Raw genomic sequence first — 24,318 nt, forward strand, 5'->3', positions numbered from 1 at the left:
TCGGCCCTCTGCTCGTTGGTGCGCGCGGCCTTAAAGAGCGCCGCTCGCTTTCAGTTTCTTGGCCTTTTCGGCGTCATACCACCAGAAATCCAGCTCTCCCAGAGAATAGGGCGGAAGGGCGGCGGGGTGTTCATACATGTCGTAATAGGCGACCGTGTGGCTGGGTTTATACCATTGCGGCACCCAGAACCGAAGGCTGCGCAGGGCGCGGTCCAGCGCATGCACGCGCGGCTCCAGTTCATCATGGGTTTTGGCCTGCTCGACCAGCTTGATCAGCGCGTCGATGGCCGGGTTTTGCAGCCCCATCTTGTTGAACACATCATCGGTGCTTTTCGAACCAAAATACTGCTGCAGATTCGATCCGGGAATGTAGTCCTGACCCAGATGAGCAGTAATCATATCGAAATCATGGCTGCGCTCGCGATTGGTGAATTCGCTGTCATCCACGCGCTCCATCTTGGCATCGATCCCCAGTGCGCGCAGATTTTGCACATAAGGCGTGATGACGCGGTCAAAAGTCTGACTGTCATTGAGGATCGCAACACTCAATGTCTCGCCCTTGGCGTTGCGACGGATCCCATCGCTGCCCACGATCCAGCCTGCATCCTCCAGCAGTTTGGCCGCTTTGCGCATGTTCTTGCGGTCCAACTGGCGCTTGCCGGAAAGGGGTTGCACGACCGCATCATCGGTCAATATCCCCGCAGGCAGATCGCCCGCCAAAGGTGTAAGGAGTTTCAGCTCCGCAGCCGAAGGCTTGCCCTGCGCCTGCAAATCGGAATTTTCCCAGATGCTTTCGACCCGGTCATATAGCCCGTAAAACAGCGTCTCGTTGGACCATTCGAAATTGAACATCAGCCCCAGCGCCTCGCGCACCCGGATATCGTCGAATTTTGGCCGCCGCAGGTTGATCACGAACGCCTGCCCCGAGGCGATATTGCCATCGGGCAGTTCGGCCTTCACGACCTCGCCCTTTTCCACCGCCGGGAAGGTGTAGCCATTAGCCCAGATGCTGGAGCTGGCCTCGTTGCGAAACGTGTAGGTGCCGCCCTTGAAGCCCTCAAACGCCGATTGGTAATCGCCGTAATATTCGATCCGAATACGGTCGAAATTGGCCCGCCCTTTGTTGATTGGCAAATTTGCCCCCCAATAGTCCGGGTTGCGTTTCCAAGACACCGTGCGGTTGTCCTTGGCGGCGTCAAACATATAGGGCCCCGAGCCGATGAAGGGCACATCCGAGGTCTGCGACAGGTCGATCTTATCTTTCTCGAACTGCGCCTTGGAGAATACCGGCAACCCGCCAACGGCCTGAATGATATCGCGGCGCGGATAATCGGGCATGAAAGTGAACTTGATATGGCTGGGGTCGATCACCTCGGCGGATTTGACCTGCTGAGCGATCACCGCGCGAAACGAGCTGAGCCCCTTGTCGCGCAACTGTTCATAGGAAAATACCACATCGTCGGCGGTCAGAGGCGAGCCATCCGAGAATTTGATCCCGTCGCGTAGGGTGAAGATCACCCAATCCTTGCTGGCGGGGTATTGCAGGCTTTTGCATAGCAGACAGTATAGCTCGCCCACCGTATCGGCCGTGCCCTCCATCAGCGATTCCAGCGGCGCCGAGGCCAAAGCGGCCGCGCGACCCTGAATTGAATAGGGGTTATAATTGTCAAAGCCGCCGGGCGCCCATTCCGAGATTTCTCCGCCCTTGGGCGCGTCCGGGTTGACGTAATCGAGATTGGCAAAATCGGCGGGGTATTTCAGCGATCCCAGCGTGGCGATGCCATAAGTGGTGACCACATCCCCAGACGCATCCGCAGGTGTCGTGGTCGTCGCGGTGTCTTGTGTGGCGGTGTCCTGCGCATGTGCGCCAAATGCCAGCCCGACCCAGATCAAAGCCCCCGCGATCAGCGCCAGCGCACTGCCTGCAATCCGGTCTTGCTGCGTTCTCTCATTCGTTCTCACCGCTACACGCGCTTTCACTCTACACTCCCACCTTGTTATCGCACATCTCAGGGGCCGCCTTTTGATCACGCTAGCGGTCCAACACCCCGGTGGGCAAGTTACGAAACTGTAAGGCGGCGCGCGCGAATGTGAAAGGGCCGCTCCCGGCGGGAACGGCCCTGATAACAGATCGCAAAAAACGCGCCTTATTGGGTATGTTCTTGCAGATAGGCGATCACATCATTGCGGTCTTCGGCCTTTTTGAGGCCCGCAAAGGACATCTTGTTGCCGGGAACATATTCTTTGGGGTTGGCCAGATAAGCATTGATCGCCTCAAGCGTCCACTCGCCGCCATGCGATTTCATCGCATCGGAATAGTTGAAATCGGCCACAGAGCCAACTGCGCGATTGATCACGCCATCCAGATGCGGACCAACGCCGTTCTTGCCTTCGACGCTGTGGCAGGCCTTGCACTTGCCAAAGACCTTCGCGCCCTTGCCAGCATCGCCATCGCCCAGAACGATGGTTTCTTCAGCTTTGGTCTCTGTCTCGGCAGCCGCGTCACCCTCGGTTGCCAGCAAATCGCCGGGCGCCGCGGACATCATGGTGCCCGCCGCTGCCGCCTCGTGTTCACCACCCGAGTGGTCTTCGGACTCGCCGACATGATAGAGAGCGCTCGACGCCCAAGCCATCAAGAGAAAAAACAGCAAAGCGCCCAATAGCGCGCCAGCAAGCTTGGTGAGGGTCATCGTATTGAACATTTTCCGTCCCTGGATATGTCGTCTTTGTCTCTTGCATCTACCCGGTTGGGGCGTGGAAAATCAAGCGAACTTTACTTGCCGTGATCGGATTTTCATTGCGTCGGCCCTGCTTTGACTGCGCCAACCTGTTTGCACCAAAGGGCCCGGGCTGGCTCGGCCAAGCCCTCTTTTCTTTGTGGGCAAGCCGGGCTAGGCACAGTTTGGACCAGTTTGGGCACAAGGGGCCAAGGCGAAAGCGCCCGCTGTGAAGGACCCGAAGCGAAGGACCCGAAGCGAAGGAATTGCGTGATGTCAGACAACCAAAGCAGCAAATCGCGCGTCCCGCCACATGGGCGCATCGCCTTTCAGGGGGAGTTGGGGGCCTATTCGCATCAAGCCTGCCGCGACGCCCGCCCCGATCTTGAGGCCGTGCCTTGCCGCAGCTTTGAGGACGTGATCGACACCGTCAAACGAGGCGCGGCGGATCTGGCGATGCTGCCGGTGGAAAATACCACCTACGGGCGAGTCGCCGATATTCACCGCCTGCTGCCCGAAAGCGGTTTGCGCATCGTGGATGAGGCCTTTGTGCGCGTCCATATCAGCCTGATGGCCCTGCCCGGCGTGCAGATCGAAGAGCTGGAAAAAGTGCGCGCGCATCTGGTCTTGATTCCGCAGGCGGCAAGTTTTCTGGCGCGCTACAACATTCGCGGCGAACCGGCGGCCGATAGCGCGGGGGCGGCTGCGGAACTAGCGCAGGCACAGACCCGCACCATCGGGGTTCTGGCATCGGATATGGCAGCCGAGACCTATGGCTTAAATATTCTGGCCCGCCACATCGAGGATAACGCCCATAACACCACGCGCTTTTTGATCATGGGCAAGACCGCCGATCAGACCCGGCGCGGCGAGCTGATGATGACCACTTTCGTGTTTCGCGTGCGCAACATTCCTGCCGCGCTTTATAAGGCGATGGGCGGGTTTGCGACCAATGGCGTGAACATGACCAAGCTCGAAAGCTACATGGTGGGCGGCAATTTCACGGCCACCCAGTTCTATGCCGATGTCGAGGGCCATCCCGATGATCCCGCCCTTGCGCGCGCGCTCGAAGAGCTGGATTATTTCACCGATTATCTCGAAATCTTGGGCGTCTACCCGGCCGATCCGCGTCGCAAGCGCTGAGGACGGTCGTACTAGGCGCGGGCGGTTTTTTCAGCTTGCCGTTCTAAGTCTTGGGCGAAATGGCCCACGCGCTCGTCGAAACGCCGGTCCAGATTGCCTTTGCCAAGCTTGGCAGATTGCACCATCAGACGCGCGCCCAAGGTGCGCGGCCTGACCTCCAACGCGGTTTGCATCCGTGTGCGCGTCTTGGACAGCTCGGTGACCAACATCTCAAGACGGGCCTCAAAACTCGTTGACGTGCCAAGGTAAACCAGTGCCTCGGGGCGCTCAAAGGTGGCCAGATCGGTGATCATCTGGCGCTCGCGCCCACGAAAGCGAAAGCCGATCTCCCACGACATGCCCGCCCCCGGGATCGCCAGCGTATCAAGGCGCTTGAGTGTGATCCCACGGCGCAGCGCGACACGCTCGAACGAACTGAAATCTGCCAACCGGTCGAAAATAAACTCGGCCGGGGCCGCGATATCCTTGCGGGTGGAAAATTTCATACCGTTTATCCTCACTTCGTGCCGACGCTCGGCGCGCAAACTGGCCTTAAAGCAAACGATCCGCAAGCCACTGACGCATCATCCAGCCCGCAATCGCGCCAACGCGTGGCGGAGAAATTACCGCGTCACGCCCTGCCACCACATCCAACAGCCGCTCGCGGGTGATCCACATCGCATCCTCGATTTCGGTGGGATCGACGGTGATCTCCTCGCTCAGCGCCTCGCCGTGACAGCCCAGCATCAGTGAGGACGGAAATGGCCAGGGCTGCGAGGCGATAAAGCGCACCGCACCGACCTGCACGCCGGTTTCCTCGGCCACCTCGCGGCGCACCGCTTTTTCAACCGTTTCACCGGGCTCCATGAACCCTGCAAGCGTGGAATACATCCCCTCAGGCCAACCCGGAGACCGCCCCAGCAACAGGCGGTTTCCCTTTGTTATCATCATGATGACAGCCGGATCCGTGCGCGGAAAATGCGAGGCCCCACAGGTGGCACAACGACGCTGCCAGCCCGCATCCTTCAGATCGCTTGGCGCGCCGCAAACGGCACAAAACCGGTGCGAGCGGTGCCATTCAAACATCGCGCGCGCGGTGGCTGCCAATTCCGCCTCAAGCGGGCCAAGGCGCGCCATTGCGCCGCGCAACTCGGCGAACTGATGGCTGTCTGGCAGGCTCGGGTGGCCCAGCTCGGTGGCGTCGAAAGACACGCCGCCCTCGGGCAACGATTCCTGTGGCTCATACGCAGAGACATCGCGCGCAAAAAAAGCCCCCGCCGCCTCGCTTGCGCCCAAAACGCCATCCGAAAGCCTGCCCAGATAAATCTCGGGGCCCGCGAGGGTGGCGAAAAGCGCGTGATCGGGGGACAGCAGGCCCAACCCTTCGGGGCTCAGCAACACCCTGCCTCGCCAGATTGGCAAGACGCGGGTGTCAGGCTGCGCGCGCAAGTGTTTCAAGCCTTGAGGATCGCGGCGCAACTGGTCATCGCGGTCCAGCCCATTGGCGCCACTGAAGGCAGGCAGATCATCACGCCAATCTGGCATGGGAACGTAGTCGTTGGGCATGGCGCGGGCTCCTTTTGCGCGGATTCTTCCCATATTGACGTAGGCTTGACCAGTCACGGGGGCGTGTTGCGACCCAGAGCCCTGCGCAAAAATAGCACAAACAATTTTACCTCTAGCTCGAATATGCTTTCTACCATAGGTTGTAGAATCGAAGGCGAAGCTAGCTCGACTAACGAGCGCTCGCAAGAAGCCGTGCAAATACGGTGAGGGGATAGAGATGGAAGGGTTGCCATTTGAGGCGCCGCAGGTTGAGACCTGTGCGAAGACGGTGACGCTCACGATCCGTGTACTTAAGACAACGGATCTTCATGGTCATGTGCGCGCCTATGACTATTTCACCGATAAAACCAACCATGGTGCGGGGCTTGCCGCGCTTGCCAATGAGATCGCGAAGGCGCGCCGCCAAATACCAAATTGTCTGCTTTTCGACATTGGCGATTTTCTGCAAGGCACCCCGCTGACCCAGCTTTGGGGGGAATCCCCCGGCCCCAACCGCCAACGTGTCAACCCGATGGTCGCGGCAATGAATGCGGTGGGCTATGATGCGGGAACGCTGGGCAATCACGAATTCGATTTCGGTCTGGATCAACTCAATCACGCGCTTCTGGCCGCGCATTTCCCGATCGTCAGCGCCAATCTCATCCTGTCGCCGGACGCCCAAAGCGCCCATCCCGCGCTGTCGCTGCCGCCTTGGGTAATGCTGAAACGCGAGATGTGCGATAGCACCGGGGCGCGCCAGTCTTTGCGCATCGCAGTCATTGGCTTCCTGCCCAAGCAGCCCGATTCACTCGTGCAAGGCGAGGGAGTCGACGGGTTTTTCTTTGGCGACAGCCTGACAGCGGCGCGCGCGCAGATGCGCGTGATCAAAGCGGCCAAGCCTGATCTGGTGATCGCGCTGGCCCATACCGGGATCGCGCCGCCAAACCTGGACGGACCGCTTGAGGGGGGGGCCAAAAATTGCGCCCTCGCGCTTGCGGCAGTTGACGGGATCGACGTGATTTTGGCCGGGCATGACCACCTAACCTTTCCCGGTCCAGAATGGCCTGCGATCGAGGGTGTGGACCCGATCCAAGCGACACTGCACGGCAAACCAGCGCTCAATTCCGGGTCATACGGCAGCCATCTGGGCGTGCTTGACCTGACCCTACAAAAAGAGGCGGACGGCCCTTGGCGTATCGCGCGCCACATAGCCGAATTGCGCAAACCCCGCGCCATTGAGGCCCCCGCCGTCATCGCCGCAAGCAAACATGCCCATCGCAGTACGCTGGCCCATATTCGGCGTGAAATCGGCACGCTGGAAACGCCCTTGCACAGCTATTTCGCGCTGCTGGGACCAGACCCGATCCTCACGCTTTTTGCGCAGATCAAAACCGATTTCGCCCGTCGGGTTCTGGCCGGCACCCCCGAGGGCGAACTGCCGCTTTTATGCGCCACCTCCTCGTTCAAGGCGGGGGGGCGGCACGGGCCAAGCAACTATGTCTCGATTGCGCCGGGACCGCTGCGAATCAATCATATTGACGACCTCTACCTGTTCAACAACACGCTGGCTGCGGTTGAAATTACCGGGGCAGATCTGCGCAAATGGCTCGAACAAGCCTGTCGTATTTTCCACCAGATCCCGGCGGGAACACAGGGGCATTGGCTGCGCAACCAAGGCTGTCCCAGCTACAATTTCGATGTCATTTCCGGCGTAAGCTATCAAATCGATATCAGCCGCCCCTCGCGCTATGATCTTGAGGGGGTTGAGCGCCACACCGGCCCGGGACGCATCCGCGCGCTGTGCTATCAGGGCCACCCCGTCGCGGATGCGCAACGCTTCCTTGTGTTGACCAACTGCTACCGCCTTACGCAAGGCGGACGTTTTGGCATCTGCGGACGCCAGGTTTCGCTGTCCAACCAGCCCATCAAAATCCGCGATTTGCTGCTCCAAAAAGTTCGCGGCTCAAAGCCACTGCAGATCGCAGCCCAACGGAATTGGAGATTTGCCCCGATGGCGGGCACCAGCGTGATCTTCCGCACCGCACCTGACGCGATCAACCACCTCGCCCAACTCACGGCCACCGGGCTGGATGTAGCCCCGATGGGATTAGACGATGACGGCTTTTTGCAGATCAAACTCGCCCTATGAACCCTTCTGTGCATCAAAAACGAGCAACCGCACATCATATCGCCCACAATTCCATCAGATCGCCGTGATCGACATGGCGGCGCAGGAACCCGCCCCCAATTCGCTTTCGCCAAGCCCCATTGTGCGCAGGATCAGTTTGAATGGCCTGTTTTGACCACGATATTGACTATGAGGATTGCAATGTTTCACCCCAAATCTGCCGTAATCGCCACGCTCGCATTCACTTTCAGCGCAGCGCTTGCGCAAGGCGAAACCAAGATACCTTTTGCACTGGACTGGAAATTCGAGGGGCCGTCTGCACCCTATTTCTTGGCCATTGATGACGGGCTGTATGGGGCAGCGGGGCTGGATGTCGAGATTTCCGAGGGCAAAGGGTCGCTCGATGCGATCCCGAAAGTCGCCACCGGCGCTTATCCGGTGGGATTTGCCGATATCAACTCATTGATGAAATTCCTCGACCAAAACCCCGGCGCGCCGGTCACGGCGGTGATGATGGTCTATGACAAGCCACCCTTCGCGGTAGTCGGGCGCAAGGATCTAGGTATCAACGCGCCCAAGGATCTGGAAGGTAAAATTCTGGGCGCGCCGCCCCCAGATGGCGCATGGGCGCAGTTCCCGATCTTCGCCAAAGAGACCGGTCTGGACATCACCAAGATCAAGGTCGAGCCGGTGGGCTTTCCGGTGCGCGAGCCGATGCTTGCCGAGGGCAAGGTCGATGCGGTGACCGGCTTCTCGTTCTCCTCGACGCTCAACCTCAAACGTCTTGGCGTGCCGCTCGATCAGCAATCGGTGCTGCTGATGGCCGATTATGGCGTGGCGCTGTATGGCAATGCGATCATTGTGAATACCGATTACGCCAAGGCCCATCCCGACGAGATCACCGGTTTCATCAAGGCCACCGCCGAGGGCTGGAAGGCCGCGATTGCCGATCCGGGCACGGCGGTTGACGCGCTGATTAAACGCAACCCCGCTGCCGATAAGGCGCTGGAAACCGAGCGTCTGCAAATGGCGATCGACGCCAATGTTTTGACCGATTTCGTCAAGGAACACGGGATCGGCAGCATCGATCCTGCCCGCATGGACGCCGCGATCGAACAAACCAAACTGGTCTATGAATTCACGCATACCCCTGATGCGCGCGTGTATTTCGACAGCAGCTATCTGCCCACCGATGGCAGCCTGAAAATCGACTGATCCTCCCCGGGGGCGGGCGGCTCCTCCCGTCGTTCGTCCCCACTTTTTTGTTTGGCAGGTTCATGGACACGCTCATCGACATTCGCGGCGTTACGCACGCCTATCAGACGAAACACGGCCCCCTTCCGGTGCTGGACGGGCTTAATCTGTCAGTGCCCGAGGGCGAGTTCTGCGCCGTCGTCGGCCCCTCGGGATGCGGAAAATCCACGCTGACACGGCTGGTGGCAGGGTTGATGAAACCCGATCGGGGCGAGGTGTTCTTGCATGGCGAAAAGGTCACGAGCCCGCGCAAGACCGTCGGCATGGCCTTTCAAAACCCGGTCCTGCTGGAATGGCGCAGCATTCTGGAAAACGTGATGTTGCCGCTGGAAATCGTCGCGCCGAGTATGGCGCGCGCCGATAAGGTCGCGCGCGCCGAGCATCTGCTGGAGATGGTGGGCCTGAAGGGATTCGAGAATAAGCGCCCGTCGGAATTGTCGGGCGGGATGCGCCAGCGCGCCAGCCTGTGCCGCTCGATCGTGCATAAGCCCCAAGTGCTGATCATGGACGAACCCTTTGGCGCGCTTGACAATTTCACGCGCGAAGACCTGTGGCAGACGATGCGCGACCTGCGTGCCGCCGAACCCTTTACCGCCGTTCTGATCACCCATGACCTGCGCGAAAGCGTGTTTCTGGGCGATCAGGTGGTCGTGCTGTCAGGCCGTCCGGCGCGCACGCAATATGTGCTCGATGTCGATCTGCCCGGCGACCGCAGCATCGACATTCTGTATGAACCCAAGGCCGTGGATATGCTGCATCTTCTGCGCGATCAAATTCGCATCGCCCAAGGGCGCGACGAGGGGGTGCATTGATGGATTGGAAGAAAATCGCAACGCCGCTGCTGTCTGTCGTGGCCTTCCTGGCGCTGTGGGAATTCATCGTCTGGATCAACAACTGGCCCAATTACGTCATGGCCTCGCCGTCCGATCTGCCCGCCGCCTATGAGAAATACTGGAAACTGTTCCTGATCGACAGCTGGCAGACGCTGTGGCGCACGGTGGCAGGGCTGGCGCTTGCGGTGGTGTTTGGCACGTTTCTGGGTATGGTCATGGGGTTTTCCAAGACCGCGCGTGACGCACTGTATCCGCTGCTGGTCGGCTTCAACGCAATCCCCAAGGCCACGCTGGTGCCTGTGCTGTCGCTGCTGTTCATCGGGGCGCATGATTTCAACACCGTTCTGATGGCGTTCCTGATTTCGTTCTTCCCAATCGCGGTGTCGGTCGGGATCGGCCTGTCCACGTTAGAACCGGAATACCGCGACATTCTGGGCGCGCTTGGGGCGTCAAAGCTGACGATTTTCCGCAAGATCGCCCTGCCCAAGACCCTACCCGAGTTTTTCGGCGCGCTGAAAGTCTCGGTCACGCTGGCCTTCATCGGCACCAATCTGGTGGAAATCATCTCGCCCCATGGCAAGGGGCTGGGGTCGCTGTTTCAATCTGGCGCGACCAATGGCGATTACCCGCTGATGTTTGCGGTGCTCATCGCGCTCGCCTTCCTTGGGATCGTTTTGTATTACGCGGTCGTGGCGCTGGAGAAGGTTTTTGCCGGCTGGGCCGAGCGCCCCGCAAGCTAAGGAAAACGGTGCGCTGGAGAATCCGCACCATTCACGCCCTGCTCGCCCGCGGAAAATCCGAAAATTGTCATCCGCGATGAATTTCCTCTTGCGGCGGCGCGCGCGATCCCCTAAATCCGCGACCACTGAACCGGTATGCGGGCGTAGCTCAGGGGTAGAGCATAACCTTGCCAAGGTTAGGGTCGGGCGTTCGAATCGCCTCGCCCGCTCCAGTTCAGACATACCCAAGGATGCGGGCGTAGCTCAGGGGTAGAGCATAACCTTGCCAAGGTTAGGGTCGGGCGTTCGAATCGCCTCGCCCGCTCCAAAACAAAAGACCTCCCTTCGGGGAGGTCTTTGTCATTTCAAACGCTGCGACAGGGCATCAGCCAGTTACACGAGATGGCTGCGCCAACTGCTCAAGCGACGAGCGGCTGCACTGCGGACTGAGCAGGTACTGGGCACAAATATCAGGAGCGCCCGAGCTTGGTGCGCAATCGACCGGGCCTTTGTCCAAGAAATACGTCGCGATCTCGGCCAGATTATCGACCTTAACCGGGCGGCGCAAAACGCAGCGCAGCGAAGAGAGCATCGAAAACAGCTCACCTTGCGAAAACAATTCGCTCTCTGAGAGCAAACTCGTCACCAGATCCGGGGTGCAAAACTGCGCACTCAGCGCCGTCGAAAGCGCACTTTCCACTTCGCCGCGTGAGCATTGGGAAAGAGCTATGCAATCAGCAGATCGAGCGTGTTCACCCGCACTTCTTTCCTTGCACAGGGCACGGTGTCGACCGAAACGACATCGCAACCCTGAAGATACCGATTTTGATGCACGACCAAAATGTCCGGCCCGGCCTCTTCTACAATCAAAACCTTCATCGTCGGTTCCGCGTTCAGATATATGCATTAGAAAAGAGCAGGTTCCGTTCAAAACCGCCTAAAGAAAACAGCGCGAGACGGAACTTAAAGGACAAACGCTTAACAACCTCTTTGCACCGGCCTATAAGGCAGACAGCAACAAGGAGCCGCCCGATGCGCAAGGCCAAGATCAGCCGCACCACTGCCGAGACCGATATCTCTGTCGAGATCAATCTTGATGGTCAGGGAACCTATGACAACCAGACCGGCGTCGGGTTTTTCGACCACATGCTGGACCAGCTGTCGCGCCATTCGCTGATCGACATGACCATCCGCGCCAAGGGCGATCTGCATATCGACGATCACCACACGGTCGAGGATGTGGGCATCGCACTGGGTCAGGCTTTGACCCAGGCGCTTGGCGACAAGCGTGGCATTCGCCGCTACGGGCATTTCGCGCTGGCGATGGATGATGCGCAGATCAGCACCGCGCTCGATCTGTCGGCGCGTCCGTTCCTTGTATGGAACTGTGACATGCCCACCGCCAAGATCGGCACGTTTGACACCGAACTGGTGCGCGAGTTCTTTCAGGCGTTGTCCACCCATGGCGGCATCACCCTGCATGTTGACCGCGTGCATGGGCTCAATTCGCACCACATCGCAGAGGCGGCGTTCAAATCGGTCGCGCGTGCGCTGCGCATGGCCGTGGAGCCCGACCCGCGCATGGCCGACAGCCTGCCCTCGACCAAAGGGGCGCTCTGATGCTGACGGCGCTGGTTGATTACGACAGCGGCAACCTGCATTCGGCGGAAAAGGCGTTTCACCGCATGGCTGCCGAGACCGGGCATGGCACGATTGTCGTAACCTCGGAACCCGACGTCGTGGCGCGCGCGGATCGCATCGTGCTGCCCGGCGATGGGGCCTACCCGTCGTGCCGCGCCGCGCTGCACCGCTATAAAGGGCTGGCCGAGGCGATCGAAGAGGCCGTGACCATCAAATCCCGCCCCTTCCTTGGCATATGCATCGGCATGCAGATGTTGGCCACGCGCGGGCTGGAGTTCGAAGAAACCGAAGGCTTCGGCTGGGTGCCCGGCGAGGTGGTCAAGATCACCCCCGATGATCCGGCGATGAAAGTGCCGCATATGGGCTGGAACGATCTGGTGATCGACACGCCCCACCCGGTGCTCGAAGGCATCGCAACGGGCGATCACGCCTATTTCGTGCATAGCTATCACTTCAAGGTGGCCGAGCGCGCCGATCTGCTGGCCCATGTGGATTATGGCGGTCCGATCACGGCCATTGTCGGGCGCGGCAATGTCGTGGGCACGCAGTTCCACCCTGAGAAATCGCAAGCCACCGGGCTGCGCCTGATCGCGAACTTTCTCGGCTGGAAACCATGAGCCTGCCGCGCGCGGTCCTCAGTTGGTCGTCTGGCAAAGATTGCGCGATGGCGCTGCATGTTTGTCGCAGCGAAGGGCTGGCCGATATCGTCGCGCTGCTGTGCACCACCAACGAGGCGTTTGACCGCGTCGCGATGCATGGCACGCGCAACGCCATCCTGCGCGCTCAGGCGGCGGCGGCTGGCCTGCCTCTGATCGAAGTGCCGTTGCCCTGGCCCTGCTCGAACGCCGATTACGAAGCGCGTATGGCGGCAGCGATGGATCAAGTCCGTGCGCTGGATATCGAGACAATGGTGTTTGGCGATCTGTTTCTGGAAGATGTGCGCGACTACCGGATCGCGAAACTGGAACCGCTTGGCATTACCGCGCTGTTCCCGCTTTGGGGCCGCCCGACAGATGAACTGGCCCGCGAGATGATCGCGTTGGGGTTTGAAACCCATCTGGTTACGGTCGATCCGTCCAAGCTTGACGCCTCTTTCGCGGGGCGCGAATTCGATGCGAACCTACTGGCCGACCTGCCCGAAGGCGTCGATCCCTGCGGCGAGAATGGCGAGTTTCACACCGCCGTCTCGGCAGGTCCGATCTTTGACGCCCCGATCAAGGTGGCGGTCGGCGAAACCGTGCTGCGTGACGGTTTCGCCTATGCCGATCTCAGCCTCAGCTGATCACTTCACGCGCTGCCAATCCTGCGATTTGCAGAACAGCCCGCCCGCGACACAGCCAGCCAGCGCCATCGCGCTGCCCTGCACCTTGATCTTGCCGAGATAGATTTTGTTGTTGGAGGGGCGCCAGACCTTGCCCTCGTATTTGCCGCCTCCCTTGGGCGCCATGTCGATGACGATCTCCTTGCCCTCGTTGCCGGTCTTCACCTCTTGCCCCTTCGCATCGAAGCTTTTGGTAATGTTGCCACAAAACGCCGCACCGCAAGGTTTGATCGTGACGTAGGCGAACTTGCCCGCATCGGGCTGGGTCTTCCACATGCCCTCAATCGGGTCGGCCAGAACCGCCCCCGCACTCAGCGCCATTGCGGCCGCTGCCAGTATCAGTGTCTTCATGGTAAATCTCCTCCCTTTTACCGTTCTCACCCATCTGGCCACGGCCCCTGATTCCGGGCAAGCCTGACGTGACGTCCGCGTCAATCTGGCCTATGCGTGCGTCCCCCTCTTGCCCCGCGCCCCCGCGCCGTGGCATGAGGCGCAAAACGATGGAGAGCCACGATGATCCTGTATCCCGCGATCGACCTGAAAGACGGGCAATGCGTTCGCCTTCTGCATGGCGAGATGGATAAGGCGACCGTGTTTGGCGATGATCCAGCAGCGCAAGCGGCCAGCTTTGAGGCGGCGGGGTGCGAATGGGTGCATCTGGTCGATCTGAACGGCGCCTTCGCGGGCGAACCGGTCAACGCCGCCGCGGTCGAGGCCATCCTCGCGCGCATCAAGGTGCCCGCGCAGTTGGGCGGCGGCATCCGCGATATGGCCACAATCGAACGCTGGTTGGAACGCGGCCTTGCCCGCGTGATCCTTGGCACCGTCGCAGTCGAAAACCCTGATCTGGTGCGCGAAGCCGCACGCGCTTTCCCCGGTCAGGTCGCCGTCGGCATCGACGCGCGCAATGGCAAAGTCGCGACCAAAGGCTGGGCCGAAGAGACCGACGTGATGGTCACCGACCTCGCGCGCAGCTTTGAAGACGCGGGCGTTGCGGCGATCATCTACACCGACATCCTGCGCGATGGCGCAATGGGCGGGCCCAATATCGCCGCGACCGAGGCCTTGGCGCGCGCCGTCGACATTCCGGTGATCGCCTCGGGCGGCGTGTCATCCCTGCCCGACCTGATCGCGCTGCGCGACACTGGCGTGATCGCAGGCGCGATTTCAGGCCGTGCGCTGTATGACGGGGCGCTTGATCTGAAAACGGCTTTGGCCGCGCTGAAAGCCTGAGGCGGCCAGCGCCCTGCCCCGCTTAGATGATCGCGCCGGGCTGGGCGATCACCTTGAGCGCTTGGGCATGGCCGCGCAGCAACCTGTCGGTTTGCGACGCCCCCTGCAGATAGGCCGCCAACCACGCGCCGTTAAAACTGTCACCCGCCGCAGTAGTGTCGACGATCGTTTGAGCCGCAGGAACCGTCGGCGTCGCGCAGTTGGGATCAAGCGGCAAAGGGCCTTGCTCGCCCCGTTTCAGCGCCCCCGCATTCAGCCCCCAGCCGTTCAGGCGCGCGCGCACCGCCGCACCATCGCGATCGCCAAACAACGCCATCTCATCATCCAGCGACGGCAGACCGATATCGGCGACACGCCAAGCAGCCTCAATCGTGGCCTTTGCGGTGGCGACATCTTCCCACAGCCGAGGGCGATAATTGGAATCAAAGGCGATTTGCGCGCGATGCCCGGCCAGATGCTCCAACAGCGCGATGCGGATCGAGGGCGGCAAGATCGCCAGCGTGATGCCGCTCAGATAGATCATATCCGCGCCCGCAAGCTGGGCAAAGCCGTCTTCGAACAACGTGCGCGCGGCGGATTGATCGCGCCAATAGGAAAAGCTGCGCTCGCCCGCCCCATCCAGCGCAATCGCGTAGAGGCCGGGCAGGCGCGTGGGGTGGCGGGTGATGCGCGCGCAATCCACGCCCTGCGCGGCGATAAACCCGCGCATCCGGTCCGAGACCGCATCCCCCCCCAGCACGCTGACAAAGCCGACCTGCGCCGCCGCACCGATATTGCGCGAAAGATAGACAGCCGTATTCAGCGTATCGCCAGCATAGCTGATCTGCTGTCCGGGACGGTCAAAGGACAGCTCGACCATTGCCTCACCCACGCAGGCGATGACGGTTTTCTTGCTCACATCACTGCTCCGATTTGCCAAGGTTGGAACTCGTTATCACCAAGGCCCAGTTCTTCCGATTTGCTCCGCGCCCCCGAGGCCACGCTCAGGATCGCCTCGAAAATCTCCGCCCCTTTTTGCGCGATTGGCACGCCTTGCGACAAGATATCGCCACACCCGATATCCATATCATCGGGCATCGCGCGCATCAGCGCATCCGAGGTCGCCAGTTTCAACGTCGGCGCGGGCTTGGAGCCAAACGCAGAGCCGCGCCCGGTGGTAAAGACCACGATCTGCGCGCCGCCCGCGATCTGACCCGTCGCCGAGACCGGATCATAGCCGGGGCTGTCCATGAAACTCAGCCCCGCTGCGCTGACCCGTTCACCATAGTCATAAAACGCGCGCAGCGGTGTCGCCCCGGCCTTGGCCACCGCCCCGAGCGATTTCTCAAGGATCGTGGTGATGCCGCCCTGTTTGTTGCCGGGGCTGGGATTGTTATCCATCGACCCGCCCCCTTGCGCGGCATAGCCCTCCCACCAGTTGAGACAGGCCATCAAACGGCGCGCGACCTCTGGCGTGGTGCGGCGCAACAGCAGGTCTTCGGCACCGTGAATTTCGGGGGTTTCAGACAAGATCACACCGCCCCCCTGCCCCACGATCAAATCCGAGGCCACACCGAGCGCCGGGTTTGCTGTGATCCCCGAGAACCCGTCCGAGCCGCCGCATTGCAACCCGATGCGCAGGCTTGAAACCGGGCAATCGCTGCGCCCGGTCGCGTTGACCTGCGGCAAGATCGCACGGATCTTAGCCTTGATCGCGTCAATCGTGGCGCGCGTGCCTCCGGTCTCTTGAATCGTAAGCGCGTGAAGGCGTTCCCGGCCCGCATCACCGAAATGTGCCTGCATCCGCGCGATCTGCATGACCTCGCAGCCCAGTCCGACAAAGATCGCAGCCCCGACATTGGGATGGGTCGCATGCCCCCAAAGCACGCGTTCAAGGATCTGCGCGCCCAGCCCCGTCGCGGCCATGCCACAGCCCGTGCTATGGGCAAAGGCCGCGATCCCATCGACATTGGGATAGGGCTCCAGCAGCCCCTCGGTTTCGGCCTCGAACGCGGCGCGTTTTATGACTGTCGCCGAGCAGTTGACCGTGGCACAGAGCGCGATGAAATTACGCGTGCCAACTTGACCATTCGCGCGCGCATATCCGCGAAAACGGCGCGCGGGTTGATCGCGTGGAATGGCCGCCTCTGCGCGCGCCAAATCGGCCCCGATCTGGTGGCTTTGATCGTGATCGCCAAAGGTGCAGTTCTGAGTGTGGACATGCGCGCCAAGCGCAATCGGCTGGCTGGCGCGCCCGATAAACTGGCCGAATTTGATCACCGGATCCCCCGCAGCCATCGCGACACGCGCGATCTTGTGGCCAGCCGCGACGGGATGGGACAGCGGCGCGCCTTTGCCCAGCGGACAGCTACCTTCTGCGGCACGCAGCGGCAAAACCGCGACCGTGTCGTCGGGATGCAAGATGATCGGCTCAGCCATTGGCACCTTCGCGCCCCTTTAGTCCCGCGATCACGCCGCGCAATTCCGCCAGCCCGCGCATCCGCCCGATCAGCGGATAGCCCGGAAACGCGTTGCGCGCGCCATCGTCAAGCAGCGCATGGCCGTGATCGGGGCGGAAGGGCAGCGCGCAATCGTGCCGCCCCGTCGCGCGGCGGTGCCCCTCTTGCGCAAGCAAAGCGTCGATCAGCGCGACCAGATCGCTATCGCCCTCCAGATGGGCGGCCTCTTCGAAACTGCCATCGCTCTCTTTGCGCACATTGCGCAGATGCACGAAATGGATGCGCTCGCCAAAGCGGCGCGCGATCTGCACCAGATCGTTTTGCGGGTTCGCCCCCAGCGACCCGGAACAAAGCGTCAGACCATTGGCCGGACTGTCATAGGCGTCCAGAATCCATGCGATATCCTCTTCGTTGGAAACAACGCGTGGCAGGCCCAAAATGTCGCGCGGCGGATCATCTGGATGCACGCCAAAGCGCAGACCAAGCTCTTCGGCCGCCGGGATCACCTCGTTCAGGAAGCGCTTGTAATGGGCGCGAATTTCCGCCCGCCCGATCCCGTCATACAGTGCAAGCTGGGCGCGCAACCCGGCAATATCGTAGCGATCAAACGCGCCGGGCAGACCCGACATGATCGCGTGCAGCAGCGCCTCGCGCTCGCCCTGAGAGCTGGCCTGAAACCATGTCGCCGCTTTGGTGCGCACGTCCTGCGCGTAATCGTCCTGCGCCCCTGCACGGCCCAACATATGGATCTCGAACGCGGCCATTTTATAGGCCTCAAAGCGCAGGCAAGTCCCGCCACGCGCAAGCGGCGCGGTCAGATCGGTGCGCGTCCAATCCAGCACCGGCATAAAATTGTAGCAGATCGTGGTGATCCCTTCGGCGGCCAGATTGGCCATCGACTGACGGTAATTGGCGAAAAGCTGTGTCAGGTCGCCATCGCCCCGTTTGATGCGCTCGTGGATCGGCAGGCTCTCGGCAACGTGCCAATGCAAGCCCGCCGCCTCGATCAGGGCGCGCCGCGCAGCGATTGCTTCGCGCGGCCAAACCTCGCCATAAGGGATCTCATGCAGAGCGGTCACGATTCCCGACGCCCCGGTCTGCGCGATCTCGGGCAGGGTAATCGCGTCTAGCTCGGGGCCATACCAACGCCAACTTTCGATCATTGCGCCACCTCCTGCACGGCCACGCGCGCACCCTTTGCCAGCAAGGTTTCATAGGCCTGCGTGACCGGTTCTTGCAGCTTGGCGGCCAGCGCATCCGAGAACACCGCGCGCAAGGATAGCAGCGCTGCAACCTTGCCGCTGGCCGTCTCAGCACTGTCCGAAAGCCCGCGCAATTGCGCCGCCAGCGGGTCTTTGACCTCAATCGGCTGGCCCGTTTCATCCACGCCGCCGACATAGCGCATCCACGCCGCAATCGCGAGCATCAGCCCCGGACAAGTCCGCCCATCCGCCAGCGTTTCCGCCACCGTGCTAAGAATGCGCTGGGGCAGTTTCTGGCTGCCATCCATCGCGATCTGCCACGTCCGATGACGGATCGCGGGATTGGCATAGCGTGCAGCCAGCGCCTCGGCATATTCAGATAGCGACACGCCCGGCGGCGGTGTCAGCACGGGGATGATCTCGGATTGCCACAGATGCCGGACAAACCGCACCATCGCCGGGTCGGCCATCGCATCTGCAATCGTCTCATGGCCTGCGAGATAGCCCAGATAGGCCAGCGCGGAATGGGTGCCGTTGAGCATGCGCAGCTTCATATGCTCATACGGCGTCACATCCGCGACCAACTCGGCCCCGGCGACGCCCCAATCCGGGCGGGCGTTGGCTACGAAATCATCCTCGATCACCCATTGGCTAAAGGGTTCGGGCGCGACAGGGGCGGCGTCATGATAGCCCGTCAAGTCCTCAAGACGCGCGATGTCTTCGGGTTTGGTGGCGGGCACAATCCGGTCCACCATCGTGGCGGGAAAGCGCCCCTCGTCCGCAATCCAATCGGCAAGCGCGGGGTCGATCCGACGCGCCAGATTCAGCACCACACCGCGCAGCATCGGCCCGTTTTCGGGCAAGTTGTCACAGCTCAGAACGGTAAAGGGCGCAAGCCCGCGTGCGCGCCGCATTTGCAACGCACGCACCAGATAGCCCGGCGCCGAGACCGGCAGGTCATGGCTAAGATCATGCACGATATCGGGGTGATCTGGGTTGAGCGCCCCGCTTGCGGGCGCGTGGCAATAGCCCTTTTCGGTGATCGTCAGCGTCACGATACGGATCGCAGGATCGACCATCGCTTCAAGCACCGCTTGGGGGTCTTCGCGCGCCACCAGAACGTCGCGCACGATCTCGATGCGCTGCGCCTCGTCGCCAGCCGCGCCACGCAGCAACACGCTATAGGCAAAGCCCTGCGGCGCCAGCGCGTCGCGCATCGTGGGCGATTGCAGCGACACCCCGACAATGCCCCAATCACCGCCCGAGCTCGCCACCGCCTTGGCGGTATAAACCGCACCATGCGCGCGATAAAACGCGCCAAGCCCAAGATGCACGATACCGGCCTTGGGGGCGGGGTTTACGCGGGTCATTCGATCAGCGGGCAAGCCAGCCTCCATCAACATTGAGAACCGCGCCATGGATGTAGCGCGCGGCGGGGGAACACAGGAACGCAGCGGTGCCACCGATATCTTCGGGCGCGCCCCAGCGACCGGCGGGAATGCGTTCAAGGATTGCGTCGTTGCGCGCGGGATCGGCGCGCAACGCAGCGGTGTTATTGGTCGCGATATAGCCCGGCGCGATGGCGTTGACGTTGATCCCCTTGGCCGCCCATTCATTGGCCAAGATCTTGGTGAGCCCCGCCACGCCATGTTTGGACGCAGTATAAGAGGGCACGCGAATGCCGCCCTGAAACGACAGTAACGAGGCGATATTGACCACCGCCGCAGGGGTGTTCCCCTCGGCCAGCGCGGCCTTCGCAAAGGCTTGCGTGGTGAAAAACAACGCCTTGAGATTGACGTCCATCACCGCGTCCCAATCGTCCTCGGTGAACTCCAGACTGTCGGCGCGCCGGATGATCCCGGCATTATTGATCAAGATCGAATAGCCCTGCCCCGCAAAGACATCGCGCGCCGCCATCGGATCGGCAAAATCAAGCGTCAGGGTTTCGCCCACGCCGCCCCGCGCCGCAATCATCGCAACCGTCTCATCACAGGCCCGGCGGCCCGCGCAAGTGACGCGCGCCCCCTGAGCGGCAAGGGCGACGGCAATCGCCTGCCCGATTCCGGTATTGGCACCGCTCACCAGCGCGCGCCGATCTGATAGAGAAAACGCACTCATTTCAAATCTGCCGGCTGGACGAAATCCATATCGGTGTAATCGACATTGTCGCCCGCCATCGCCCAGATGAAGGTGTATTCGCCAATTCCCGCCCCCGCATGGATCGACCACGGCGGCGAGATCGCAGCCTCTTCATTGGCGATCATCAGATGACGGGTTTCTTGCGGCTCGCCCATCAGATGCAGGACACGCGCCTCGGGCTGCATACCCCAATAAAGATAGGCCTCCATCCGGCGATCATGGACATGGGCAGGCATCGTGTTCCAGACTGACCCGTCAAGCAACTGCGTATAGCCCAGCACCAACTGGCAGCTTTCCATGACGGTCGGGTGGATGAACTGGTTGATGACACGCTTGTTCGAGGTCGCCGCCTCGCCCATCTCGACGCGCTTGGCCTCGGCAAGTTTGATCAAACGGTGGGGGAACGCGCGATGGGCGGGGGCGGACACAAGATAGAACCGCCCCGCGCCCGCAAATGTCACAGGGCCCGCACCCATCCCCAGATAGAGCACGTCGCCGCGCCCCATATCCCAGGTCTCTCCCGCCGCCGAAACGCGCCCCGGCCCGCCGATATTGACCACCCCCAATTCGCGCCGCTCAAGAAAGGTGGCGGTTTTGGTTTCTGCCACCTGATCGAGCGTCAGCGGCGCCCCATTCGGCACAGCCCCGCCCAGCGTGAAGCGGTCGTAATGGGTGTAAATCAGCCGGATCTCGCCGGGCGCAAACAAACCGGTGCCCAGAAAATGCTGACGCAGCTCTTGCGTGCCCATGCTGCGGGCGTGATCGGGATGGATGGCGTGACGGGTTTCGACGCTCAGCATTGGAAGTCCTTTCACAAAAAATCGTCGCGGCGCGGGGTAAAACTGTCGATCAATTCTCCGGTCTCAAGGCAGTGGCAGCCATGCTCGGCCCCGCCCGGGATCAGCAAACTGTCGCCCGCGCGCAGGTCATGCTCTTCGCCGTTCAGCAAAAACCGAAACCGCCCCGAGACGCAGTAGCTCGACTGCACATGAGGATGGGAATGCAACGCGCCTTTCGCACCCGCCTCAAAGCGAACCGAGACCAGCATCAACTCGGGGGCCTCGGCCAGAACCTGTCGGGCAACACCGCGATCAGGATGGGTGATTGGATAGCTCATGAGACATCGTCCTCTCAGTGGAACACAGATGGCAGCCAAAGCGAGAGCGCAGGAATATAGGTCACCAGCATCAGCGTCGCGAAGGTTGCAAGATAGAACGGCCAGATTGATTTCATCACCGTCGAGATCGGCACCTTGCCCACCGCGCAGCCGACAAACAGCACCGCGCCGACAGGAGGCGTGCAAAGCCCGATCCCGAGGTTAAGCACCAGGATCACCCCGAAATGCACCGGATTGACCCCGAACGCCTCGGCGACGGGCAAGAAGATCGGCGTGGTAATCACGATCAGCGGCGACATATCCATGAACGTGCCCAGCACCAGCAAAAGCAGGTTGATCAACAGCAAGATCACGATCGGATTATGCGAGAAGTTTTCCAGCACATGGATCAGTTTCGCAGGCACTTGCAGATAGGCCAGAAGCCAGCCGAACGAGGCTGCGCAGCCAATCACCATCAGCACCATCGCCGTCGTGCGCACCGCGCCTTTGGTGGCCTCGATGAAATCAGACAGCTTCATCGTGCGATACAGGAAGACCGTCACCAGCAGCGCATAGACCACCGCGATATTGGAGCTTTCCGATGCCGTGAAAACCCCCGAGCGCACACCGCCAAAGATGATCAGGATCATGATCAGGCCGGGCACCGCATTCCAGAATAACCGCCCAAGTGCCTTGCGACCGGGGAAGGGCTCGGTTGGATAGCCACGGCGCTTGGCGACGAAATAGGCGGCCACCATCAGCGACAGCGCCAACACCAGACCCGGAATGATTCCGGCGGTGAACAGATCGGCAATCGAGATTTTCCCGCCCGCCGAAATCGAGTAGATAATCATGTTATGGCTGGGCGGCAGCATCAGCGCGATGATCGCCGCAGTCACGGTGATATTGACGCCGTAATCGGCCCCATAGCCGCGCGCGCGCATCTGCGGCACCATCAACCCGCCGACCGCCGAGGCATCCGCCGCCGCCGAGCCTGAAACGCCGCCAAACATCACCGAGGCAAGGATATTCACCTGCCCCAGACCGCCGCGAATATGGCCCACCAGCGCGCCCGCCAGCGCCACCAAGCGGCGCGCAATATCGCCGCGCACCATCAGATCCCCGGCATAGATGAAAAACGGAATCGCCATCAGCGCAAACACCGACACGCCAGAATTCAGGCGCTGGAACACCACCACTGGCGGCAGCCCGAGATAGGTGACCGTGGCGAAGGACGCGACGCCCAGACAAAACGCCACCGGCGTTCCGATCAGCAACAAGACAGAGAACGTCCCGAACAAAATCCAGAGTTCCATAGCATCAGTTCCCTTCGCCTACAGGGGCCGCGCCTTCAAGCTCAGCCGCCTCGTGATCGTCGCCAAACCGCGCTGTCGGCAGTCCCGCAAGCCGGCGCAGGATGCGCTCGGCGCAAAAGATCATCAGCAGCGCCCCGCCCGCCAAGACCGGCACAAAGCGAAAGGCCCCCGAAACCCCGATCCCCGAGATCGTCGTCGACGCCATCTTGTCAGCCAGAAGCCAGCCGTATTTGAGCATCCCGAACCCAAAAGCCGCGACCACCAGATCCGAAATCGAAAAGAAGGTAAGACGCGCCTTTTCGGGCAGCACAAAGAGCAACACGTCAAAGCTCAGGTGATAGCCCTCGCGAATGCCCACGGCGGCACCGAGAAAGATGAACCAGCCCATCAGAATGACGCTGGCAGGTTCAGCCCAGAACAGGCTTGAGCCCAAGACATAGCGGTAAAACACTTGGGCAAAGACGAAAGCTGTCATCAGCACCAGTCCGATCCCGGACAGCCATAGGGCAGCCTGACCCAGCCATCCGGTCCAGACGGCCAGTTTCTCCATAACGTCGCGCATTGCTGGGATCTCCAGAAGATGAGTGGGCCCCCGCCGCAGCGGGCGGGGGCCGGGCGATCAGATCACTGGGTCGCTTGAATGCGCGCGACCAGATCCTTTGCCTCAGGCGTGGTCACGTATTTGTCGTAGACCGGCTTCATCGCGTCGATGAAGGGTTGCTTGTCGATGTCTTTGACCACTTTGACACCCGCCGCGACGACTTTGTCCTCGGATTTTTTCTCTTGCTCGGCCCACAGTTTGCGCTCAAGCGTTTCAGAGTTTTTCGCCGCAGCCTTGATGACCGTTTGATCCTCGGGGCTCAGCTTGTTCCAAGTCGTTTTCGACATCGCCACCAGCTCAGGCACCATCAGGTGTTGATCCAGCGTGTAATAGGGCGCGACTTCGTAATGGCCCGAGCTGTCATAAGAGGGCCAATTGTTTTCCGCACCATCAATAACGCCGGTCTGGATCGAGGAATACACCTCGCCATACGGCATCGGCGTGGCATTGGCGCCAAGCGCCTTCATCATGTCAACGAAGACGTCGTTTTGCATGACGCGGAACTTCATGCCCTTGAGATCGGCAATCGAGTTGATCGGGTGCTTGGAGTTGTAAAAGCTGCGCGAACCGGAATCGTAATTGGCCAATTGCACAAGGTCATGCGATTCAAAGGCTTTGCCAACTTCGGCACCGATCGGACCGTCGAGAACGTGGTGCTGATGTTCGACCGAGCGGAACAGATAGGGCAACGAGAACAGCTGCGTTTCCGGCACGATATCGTTGAACGTGCCAAACGAAGCGCGCACCATATCAATCACGCCCAATTGGGTCTGCTCGATCGTGTCTTTTTCCTCGCCAAGCTGGGCCGAGGGATAGACCTCGATGCAGATCCGGCCATCCGTTTTGGCCTCAACCTCTTTGGCCATGGCTTTCACCGCCTCAACGGTCGGATAGCCATCGGGGTGGGTGTCAGACGAGCGCAACGTCATGTCGCAAGCCGATGCGGCTGTGGCAAATGCGGCAGATGCCAGCAATGCTGCAAGTGTTGTCAAAGTCTTCTTCATTCTCTCTCT

The 24,318-nt window shown here is 61.0% G+C and carries 26 protein-coding genes and 2 tRNA genes; 11 read left to right on the forward strand and 17 right to left on the reverse strand.

All coding sequences use genetic code 11. From position 1 onward, the window contains the following. Positions 1-30: 30 nt before the first annotated feature. Complete coding sequence (locus QZ571_RS03330; RefSeq protein ID WP_295531730.1) at positions 31-1,980, reverse strand: extracellular solute-binding protein; 1,950 nt, start codon at positions 1,978-1,980, stop codon at positions 31-33. 167 nt (positions 1,981-2,147) lie between these two features. Next, complete coding sequence (locus tag QZ571_RS03335) at positions 2,148-2,702, reverse strand: cytochrome c family protein (RefSeq protein ID WP_295531734.1); 555 nt, start codon at positions 2,700-2,702, stop codon at positions 2,148-2,150. Between the two features lie 288 nt (positions 2,703-2,990). Between QZ571_RS03335 and QZ571_RS03340 the strand changes: the two genes are divergently transcribed. Then, entirely contained in the window at positions 2,991-3,860 is an 870-nt protein-coding gene (locus tag QZ571_RS03340) for a prephenate dehydratase (protein WP_295531737.1), read from the forward strand. An 11-nt stretch (positions 3,861-3,871) separates the two neighbouring features. On the opposite strand, the gene QZ571_RS03345 is transcribed toward QZ571_RS03340, so the two are convergent. Both QZ571_RS03345 and nudC read right to left on the reverse strand, forming a co-directional pair. Then, positions 3,872-4,345 (reverse strand): SRPBCC family protein, encoded by a 474-nt coding sequence (locus QZ571_RS03345; protein ID WP_295531739.1) that lies wholly within the window; start codon positions 4,343-4,345, stop codon positions 3,872-3,874. A gap of 46 nt (positions 4,346-4,391) precedes the next feature. Continuing rightward, on the reverse strand, positions 4,392-5,405 hold the full coding sequence (gene nudC, locus QZ571_RS03350; protein WP_295531742.1) for an NAD(+) diphosphatase: 1,014 nt from the start codon (positions 5,403-5,405) through the stop codon (positions 4,392-4,394). Positions 5,406-5,622: 217 nt separating this feature from the next. Here nudC and QZ571_RS03355 point away from each other — a divergent pair, with 217 nt between their 5' ends. The 6 genes from QZ571_RS03355 (at position 5,623) to QZ571_RS03380 (ending at position 10,646) form a co-directional block, all read left to right on the forward strand. Beyond that, on the forward strand, positions 5,623-7,533 hold the full coding sequence (locus QZ571_RS03355; protein ID WP_295531744.1) for a 5'-nucleotidase C-terminal domain-containing protein: 1,911 nt from the start codon (positions 5,623-5,625) through the stop codon (positions 7,531-7,533). Positions 7,534-7,713: 180 nt separating this feature from the next. Continuing rightward, positions 7,714-8,727: an ABC transporter substrate-binding protein gene (locus QZ571_RS03360; protein WP_295531747.1), complete on the forward strand. Its 1,014-nt coding sequence runs from the start codon at positions 7,714-7,716 to the stop codon at positions 8,725-8,727. A gap of 62 nt (positions 8,728-8,789) precedes the next feature. Further along, positions 8,790-9,578 carry an ABC transporter ATP-binding protein gene (locus tag QZ571_RS03365; RefSeq protein WP_295531751.1) on the forward strand — a complete coding sequence of 263 codons (789 nt, stop codon included), beginning with the start codon at positions 8,790-8,792 and terminating at the stop codon, positions 9,576-9,578. Beyond that, on the forward strand, positions 9,578-10,339 hold the full coding sequence (locus QZ571_RS03370) for an ABC transporter permease (protein WP_295531754.1): 762 nt from the start codon (positions 9,578-9,580) through the stop codon (positions 10,337-10,339). Before QZ571_RS03365 ends, QZ571_RS03370 begins: the two co-directional genes overlap by 1 nt. 137 nt (positions 10,340-10,476) lie before the next feature. Beyond that, positions 10,477-10,551: transfer RNA gene (locus QZ571_RS03375), tRNA-Gly, on the forward strand. Between the two features lie 20 nt (positions 10,552-10,571). After that, positions 10,572-10,646: transfer RNA gene (locus tag QZ571_RS03380), tRNA-Gly, on the forward strand. A gap of 57 nt (positions 10,647-10,703) precedes the next feature. Here the strand turns inward: QZ571_RS03380 and QZ571_RS03385 are convergent. Beyond that, complete coding sequence (locus QZ571_RS03385; RefSeq protein WP_295531757.1) at positions 10,704-11,018, reverse strand: hypothetical protein; 315 nt, start codon at positions 11,016-11,018, stop codon at positions 10,704-10,706. A 26-nt stretch (positions 11,019-11,044) separates the two neighbouring features. Continuing rightward, complete coding sequence (locus QZ571_RS03390) at positions 11,045-11,197, reverse strand: hypothetical protein (protein WP_295531760.1); 153 nt, start codon at positions 11,195-11,197, stop codon at positions 11,045-11,047. Between the two features lie 153 nt (positions 11,198-11,350). Here QZ571_RS03390 and hisB point away from each other — a divergent pair, with 153 nt between their 5' ends. From hisB to QZ571_RS03405, 3 genes are read left to right on the forward strand one after another with little or no spacing between them, the layout of a single operon-like run. Next, entirely contained in the window at positions 11,351-11,938 is a 588-nt protein-coding gene (gene hisB, locus QZ571_RS03395) for an imidazoleglycerol-phosphate dehydratase HisB (protein WP_295531763.1), read from the forward strand. Next, positions 11,938-12,576 carry an imidazole glycerol phosphate synthase subunit HisH gene (hisH, locus tag QZ571_RS03400; protein WP_295531766.1) on the forward strand — a complete coding sequence of 213 codons (639 nt, stop codon included), beginning with the start codon at positions 11,938-11,940 and terminating at the stop codon, positions 12,574-12,576. Before hisB ends, hisH begins: the two co-directional genes overlap by 1 nt. Continuing rightward, a complete protein-coding gene (locus QZ571_RS03405) occupies positions 12,573-13,241 on the forward strand; it encodes an adenine nucleotide alpha hydrolase (protein WP_295531769.1) in 669 nt (222 codons plus the stop codon). The genes hisH and QZ571_RS03405 overlap by 4 nt, the downstream gene beginning before the upstream one ends. Here the strand turns inward: QZ571_RS03405 and QZ571_RS03410 are convergent, their stop codons facing one another. Beyond that, positions 13,242-13,631, reverse strand: a complete 390-nt coding sequence (locus tag QZ571_RS03410; RefSeq protein WP_295531773.1) for a DUF2147 domain-containing protein — start codon at positions 13,629-13,631, stop codon at positions 13,242-13,244. 162 nt (positions 13,632-13,793) lie between these two features. Between QZ571_RS03410 and hisA the strand changes: the two genes are divergently transcribed. Continuing rightward, on the forward strand, positions 13,794-14,513 hold the full coding sequence (gene hisA, locus QZ571_RS03415; RefSeq protein ID WP_295531776.1) for a 1-(5-phosphoribosyl)-5-[(5-phosphoribosylamino)methylideneamino]imidazole-4-carboxamide isomerase: 720 nt from the start codon (positions 13,794-13,796) through the stop codon (positions 14,511-14,513). 22 nt (positions 14,514-14,535) lie between these two features. Here hisA and QZ571_RS03420 read toward each other — a convergent pair whose 3' ends face one another. From QZ571_RS03420 to QZ571_RS03465, 10 genes are all read right to left on the reverse strand, one after another. Next, on the reverse strand, positions 14,536-15,411 hold the full coding sequence (locus QZ571_RS03420; RefSeq protein WP_295531779.1) for a sugar kinase: 876 nt from the start codon (positions 15,409-15,411) through the stop codon (positions 14,536-14,538). Continuing rightward, positions 15,408-16,931: a UxaA family hydrolase gene (locus QZ571_RS03425; RefSeq protein WP_295531782.1), complete on the reverse strand. Its 1,524-nt coding sequence runs from the start codon at positions 16,929-16,931 to the stop codon at positions 15,408-15,410. The genes QZ571_RS03420 and QZ571_RS03425 overlap by 4 nt, the downstream gene beginning before the upstream one ends. Continuing rightward, complete coding sequence (gene uxuA, locus QZ571_RS03430; protein WP_295531785.1) at positions 16,924-18,114, reverse strand: mannonate dehydratase; 1,191 nt, start codon at positions 18,112-18,114, stop codon at positions 16,924-16,926. Before uxuA ends, QZ571_RS03425 begins: the two co-directional genes overlap by 8 nt. Next, positions 18,111-19,550 (reverse strand): mannitol dehydrogenase family protein, encoded by a 1,440-nt coding sequence (locus QZ571_RS03435; protein ID WP_295531851.1) that lies wholly within the window; start codon positions 19,548-19,550, stop codon positions 18,111-18,113. Before QZ571_RS03435 ends, uxuA begins: the two co-directional genes overlap by 4 nt. Beyond that, positions 19,528-20,271 carry a 2-dehydro-3-deoxy-D-gluconate 5-dehydrogenase KduD gene (gene kduD / locus QZ571_RS03440; protein ID WP_295531788.1) on the reverse strand — a complete coding sequence of 248 codons (744 nt, stop codon included), beginning with the start codon at positions 20,269-20,271 and terminating at the stop codon, positions 19,528-19,530. Before kduD ends, QZ571_RS03435 begins: the two co-directional genes overlap by 23 nt. Then, positions 20,268-21,092, reverse strand: a complete 825-nt coding sequence (kduI, locus tag QZ571_RS03445; RefSeq protein WP_295531791.1) for a 5-dehydro-4-deoxy-D-glucuronate isomerase — start codon at positions 21,090-21,092, stop codon at positions 20,268-20,270. Before kduI ends, kduD begins: the two co-directional genes overlap by 4 nt. An 11-nt stretch (positions 21,093-21,103) precedes the next feature. Further along, on the reverse strand, positions 21,104-21,409 hold the full coding sequence (locus tag QZ571_RS03450) for a cupin domain-containing protein (protein ID WP_295531794.1): 306 nt from the start codon (positions 21,407-21,409) through the stop codon (positions 21,104-21,106). 14 nt (positions 21,410-21,423) lie between these two features. Beyond that, positions 21,424-22,704 (reverse strand): TRAP transporter large permease, encoded by a 1,281-nt coding sequence (locus tag QZ571_RS03455; protein WP_295531797.1) that lies wholly within the window; start codon positions 22,702-22,704, stop codon positions 21,424-21,426. Positions 22,705-22,708: 4 nt separating this feature from the next. Beyond that, complete coding sequence (locus QZ571_RS03460) at positions 22,709-23,266, reverse strand: TRAP transporter small permease (RefSeq protein ID WP_295531800.1); 558 nt, start codon at positions 23,264-23,266, stop codon at positions 22,709-22,711. 62 nt (positions 23,267-23,328) lie between these two features. After that, the gene (locus QZ571_RS03465) at positions 23,329-24,309 is read right to left on the reverse strand and encodes a TRAP transporter substrate-binding protein (RefSeq protein WP_295531803.1); all 981 of its coding nucleotides are present in this window, start codon (positions 24,307-24,309) and stop codon (positions 23,329-23,331) included. Between the last annotated feature and the right edge of the window lie 9 nt (positions 24,310-24,318).

This window comes from uncultured Thioclava sp., assembly GCF_913064665.1.
GTDB classification, from domain to species: Bacteria; Pseudomonadota; Alphaproteobacteria; order Rhodobacterales; family Rhodobacteraceae; genus Thioclava; species Thioclava arctica.

Excerpts from the sequence above, each read along its gene's own strand:
- QZ571_RS03335 (WP_295531734.1), bottom strand. The coding sequence starts at position 2,702 with ATGTTCAATACGATGACCCTCACCAAGCTTGCTGGCGCGCTATTGGGC.
- QZ571_RS03340 (WP_295531737.1), top strand. The coding sequence starts at position 2,991 with ATGTCAGACAACCAAAGCAGCAAATCGCGCGTCCCGCCACATGGGCGC.
- QZ571_RS03345 (WP_295531739.1), bottom strand. The coding sequence starts at position 4,345 with ATGAAATTTTCCACCCGCAAGGATATCGCGGCCCCGGCCGAGTTTATT.
- nudC (WP_295531742.1), bottom strand. The coding sequence starts at position 5,405 with ATGCCCAACGACTACGTTCCCATGCCAGATTGGCGTGATGATCTGCCT.
- QZ571_RS03355 (WP_295531744.1), top strand. The coding sequence starts at position 5,623 with ATGGAAGGGTTGCCATTTGAGGCGCCGCAGGTTGAGACCTGTGCGAAG.
- QZ571_RS03360 (WP_295531747.1), top strand. The coding sequence starts at position 7,714 with ATGTTTCACCCCAAATCTGCCGTAATCGCCACGCTCGCATTCACTTTC.
- QZ571_RS03365 (WP_295531751.1), top strand. The coding sequence starts at position 8,790 with ATGGACACGCTCATCGACATTCGCGGCGTTACGCACGCCTATCAGACG.
- QZ571_RS03370 (WP_295531754.1), top strand. The coding sequence starts at position 9,578 with ATGGATTGGAAGAAAATCGCAACGCCGCTGCTGTCTGTCGTGGCCTTC.
- QZ571_RS03390 (WP_295531760.1), bottom strand. The coding sequence starts at position 11,197 with ATGAAGGTTTTGATTGTAGAAGAGGCCGGGCCGGACATTTTGGTCGTG.
- hisB (WP_295531763.1), top strand. The coding sequence starts at position 11,351 with ATGCGCAAGGCCAAGATCAGCCGCACCACTGCCGAGACCGATATCTCT.
- hisH (WP_295531766.1), top strand. The coding sequence starts at position 11,938 with ATGCTGACGGCGCTGGTTGATTACGACAGCGGCAACCTGCATTCGGCG.
- QZ571_RS03405 (WP_295531769.1), top strand. The coding sequence starts at position 12,573 with ATGAGCCTGCCGCGCGCGGTCCTCAGTTGGTCGTCTGGCAAAGATTGC.
- QZ571_RS03410 (WP_295531773.1), bottom strand. The coding sequence starts at position 13,631 with ATGAAGACACTGATACTGGCAGCGGCCGCAATGGCGCTGAGTGCGGGG.
- hisA (WP_295531776.1), top strand. The coding sequence starts at position 13,794 with ATGATCCTGTATCCCGCGATCGACCTGAAAGACGGGCAATGCGTTCGC.
- QZ571_RS03425 (WP_295531782.1), bottom strand. The coding sequence starts at position 16,931 with ATGGCTGAGCCGATCATCTTGCATCCCGACGACACGGTCGCGGTTTTG.
- uxuA (WP_295531785.1), bottom strand. The coding sequence starts at position 18,114 with ATGATCGAAAGTTGGCGTTGGTATGGCCCCGAGCTAGACGCGATTACC.
- QZ571_RS03435 (WP_295531851.1), bottom strand. The coding sequence starts at position 19,550 with ATGGAGGCTGGCTTGCCCGCTGATCGAATGACCCGCGTAAACCCCGCC.
- kduD (WP_295531788.1), bottom strand. The coding sequence starts at position 20,271 with ATGAGTGCGTTTTCTCTATCAGATCGGCGCGCGCTGGTGAGCGGTGCC.
- kduI (WP_295531791.1), bottom strand. The coding sequence starts at position 21,092 with ATGCTGAGCGTCGAAACCCGTCACGCCATCCATCCCGATCACGCCCGC.
- QZ571_RS03450 (WP_295531794.1), bottom strand. The coding sequence starts at position 21,409 with ATGAGCTATCCAATCACCCATCCTGATCGCGGTGTTGCCCGACAGGTT.
- QZ571_RS03455 (WP_295531797.1), bottom strand. The coding sequence starts at position 22,704 with ATGGAACTCTGGATTTTGTTCGGGACGTTCTCTGTCTTGTTGCTGATC.
- QZ571_RS03460 (WP_295531800.1), bottom strand. The coding sequence starts at position 23,266 with ATGCGCGACGTTATGGAGAAACTGGCCGTCTGGACCGGATGGCTGGGT.
- QZ571_RS03465 (WP_295531803.1), bottom strand. The coding sequence starts at position 24,309 with ATGAAGAAGACTTTGACAACACTTGCAGCATTGCTGGCATCTGCCGCA.